Source organism: Embleya sp. NPDC005971, assembly GCF_040629175.1.
GTDB lineage: Bacteria > Actinomycetota > Actinomycetes > Streptomycetales > Streptomycetaceae > Embleya.
Genome location: NZ_JBEXUX010000167.1, coordinates 1 through 3,312 on the forward strand (window position 1 = coordinate 1; position 3,312 = coordinate 3,312).

The window sequence follows — 3,312 nt, forward strand, 5'->3', positions numbered from 1 at the left end:
GGCATTCGCAGGGTGAGATCGCTGCGGCGTGTGTGGCGGGTGCGTTGTCGCTGGCGGACGCGGCGAAGGTTGTGGCGTTGCGGAGCCGGGCGATTTTGGAGATGGCCGGTTCGGGCGGGATGGCGTCGGTGTCGTTGCCGCGGGTGGACGTGGCGGAGTTGTTGACCGCGTTCGAGGGTCGGGTGTCGGTGGCGGCGGTGAACGGTCCGGCGTCGGTGACGGTGGCGGGTGACTCGGCCGCGCTGGACGAGTTGCTTGCGGAGTGTGATGCGCGGGGTGTGTGGGCGCGTCGGGTCCCGGTGGACTACGCGTCGCATTCGGTGCAGGTGGAGTCGATTCGGGAGCGGTTGCTTGCGGAACTGGGCGACCTCGAACCGATGGCGCCGGCGGTCCCGTTCTACTCGACGGTGACGGCGGAGCGGGTGGAGAGCGCCGCTCTGGACGCGGAGTACTGGTACACGAATCTGCGCGAGACCGTGCGGTTCGAGGAGACGGTGCGGCTGCTGCTGGCGCAGGGCTTCGACGCCTTCGTCGAGGCCAGCGCCCACCCGGTGCTCACCACGCCGGTGGAGGGCACGGTCGAGTCGGCCGAGGCCGAAGCGGTCGTCCTGGGCACGCTACGACGTGGCGAGGGCGGTCCGGACCGCTTCACCGCCGCGTTGGCCGAAGCGCACGTGAACGGCATCGCGGTCGACTGGGCCCCGCTGCTGCACGACGGAGACGGCGAGGGTGACCGCGACCGCGCTCGGGACACCGTGGCCGGCGAGCTGCCGACCTACGCCTTCCAGCGTCGCCGTTACTGGTTGCAGGCCCCTCCCGGGGTACGCGGGGACCTCGGAGCGGTGGGGCTGCGGGACACCGAGCACCCCTTGGTGGGGGCCTGCGTGTCGACCGTGGATGGTGGCGTGGTGCTGACCGGGCGGCTGTCGTTGTCCGCGCAGCCGTGGCTGACCGATCACACGGTCGCCGGGACGGTGCTGCTGCCTGGCGCGGCGTTCGTGGAACTGGCCGTACGGGCCGGCGAGGCGGCCGGGTGCGACCGGGTGGACGAACTGACGCTGCAGGCACCGCTGGCCGTCCCCGAGCAGGGGGCCGTGGTGGTCCAGGTCGTGGTGTCCGCGCCGGATGCGGCGGGCGGCCGGGCCGTGTCGGTGCACTCACGGACCGGCGATGAGGACCTCGGGGCGGACTGGACCTGCCACGCGATCGGTCGGCTCGTGGATCGGGACGAGTCGTCCACCGTTGTCGAGGTCTCCGATGCCGATGGCGTCTGGCCCCCGGTCGGGGCTCGGTCGATGGACCTGGACGGGTTCTACCCGGATCTGGCGGCGCGTGGCTACGAGTACGGTCCGGTGTTCCGCGGGCTCACCTCGGTCTGGCACCTCGGCGACGAGGTCTACGCCGAGGTGGCGCTGCCGGCCGAACATCGGGAGGAGGCCGCGCGCTTCGGGCTGCATCCGGCGCTGCTGGATGCCGCGTTGCACGCCATCGTGACGGCGGGCCACCCCGGTGCGGACGACGGCCGGCTGCGGTTGCCGTTCTCGTGGAGCGGGGTCGCCCTGTCCGCGACCGGCGCGTCCGCCGCGCGGGTACGGATCACCCGGCACGACGCGGACACCGTCGCGCTGGCCTTCGCGGACACCGACGGTCGCCCCTTCGCCCGGATCGCTGCGTTGACCCTGCGACCGATCGACGCGGAGCAACTGCGCGACGCGGTCGGCGCCAAGGAGCCGCTGTACGCCGTCGAGTGGGTACCGGCGGCCCCCGCGGAGCCGACCGACGCGCCGGCGGAGGTTGTCGTGCTCGGCCGCGATCCGTTCGGATCGGCCGGCACGAACCCGACGACGACCGGCTACCCGGACCTCGCCGCCCTGACGGCCGCGCTCGACGCGGGCAGCTCCGTTCCCGCGACCGTCCTGCTCCCGTGCGTCGGCGACCCGGCCGGGGCCTTCCCGGATGCCGAGGCCGCGCATGCGGTTGCGGTGGGGGTGTTGTCGGTGGTGCGGGGGTGGTTGGGTGACGGGCGTTTTGTGGGGTCGCGTCTGGTGGTGGTGACTCGGGGTGCGGTGGGGGCCGGGTCGGTGGTGTCGGATGTGGCGTCGTCGGTGGTGTGGGGTCTGGTGCGGTCGGCGGCGACGGAGCATCCGGACCGGTTCGCGCTGGTCGACGTCGATGGCGATGCGGCGGGCGGGGATTGGGTTTCCGGATTGTCCGGGGCCTTGGCGTGCGGCGAGCGAGAGGTCGCGGTTCGTGGGGGCACCGTGTTGGTGCCGCGTCTGGTTCGACAGGTCGTCGAGGCGGGCGTAGCGGAATCGTCGTTCGGTGTCGGCACGGTGCTGATCACCGGCGGTACGGGCACGTTGGGCGCTTTGGTGGCGCGCCATCTGGTTGCGCGGCACGGCGTGCGCAGTCTGGTGTTGCTCGGCCGTCGGGGTGAACAGGCGCCGGGGGCCGGCGAGTTGAGGCAGGAGCTGACGGCGCTGGGTGCGTCGGTGTCGGTGCGGGCGTGTGATGCGGCCGACCGGGATGCGCTGGCCCGCGTGCTGGGGGATGTTCAGGGGCCGTTGACCGGTGTCGTGCATGCGGCGGGGTTGTTGGACGACGGCCTGGTGGAGGCGTTGACCGACGAGCGGTTGCACACCGTGTTGCGGTCCAAGGTGGACGGTGCGGTCAACCTGCACGAGTTGACCCGCGATCTCGACCTCTCCGCCTTCGTGCTCTTCTCCTCGGCGTCGGGCATCCTCGGCGGTCCCGGGCAGGCGAACTACGCGGCGGCGAACACGTATCTCGACGCCCTCGCGCACATCCGCCGGGCGGACGGGCTCCCCGCCACCTCGATGGCCTGGGGCTTCTGGGCGACGGCCAGCGGGATGACCGGACACCTGGACGACGGCGACACGGCCCGCCTGGCTCGGACGGGAATCGTGCCGCTCACCGAGGAGCAGGGGCTCGCACTCTTCGACGCCGCCCTCGCTCCGACCACCCCGGCCCTGACCGTACCGATCCGTCTCGACGCCGCGGCGCTGCGCAGCGGAGCCGCCGCAGGGCGGTTGCCGTCGATGCTCGGCGGCCTGGTTCGGGCGGCCAAGCGCCGGATCGACCTGCCTGCGGCGGGAGACGACCGGGAGAGCAGCGCCCTCGCTCGGCGCATCGCGGCGCTGCCGCCCGCCGAACAGGAACGCGAGCTGGTCGAGTTGGTGCGCGGGGTCGCCGCCGGCGTGTTGGGTCACGAGTCGGGTGAGGTGGTGGGCGCTGGGCGGGCGTTCAAGGATCTCGGGTTCGATTCGATGTTGGCGGTGGATCTGCGGAACC

1 protein-coding gene is annotated in these 3,312 nt (G+C 72.6%); it reads left to right on the top strand.

Features of this window, described 5'->3' with window-relative positions; genetic code table 11:
- Positions 1 to 3,312 (top strand): SDR family NAD(P)-dependent oxidoreductase (locus ABZ374_RS48300; RefSeq protein ID WP_360325151.1); only part of this gene is annotated, 3,312 nt, incomplete at both ends.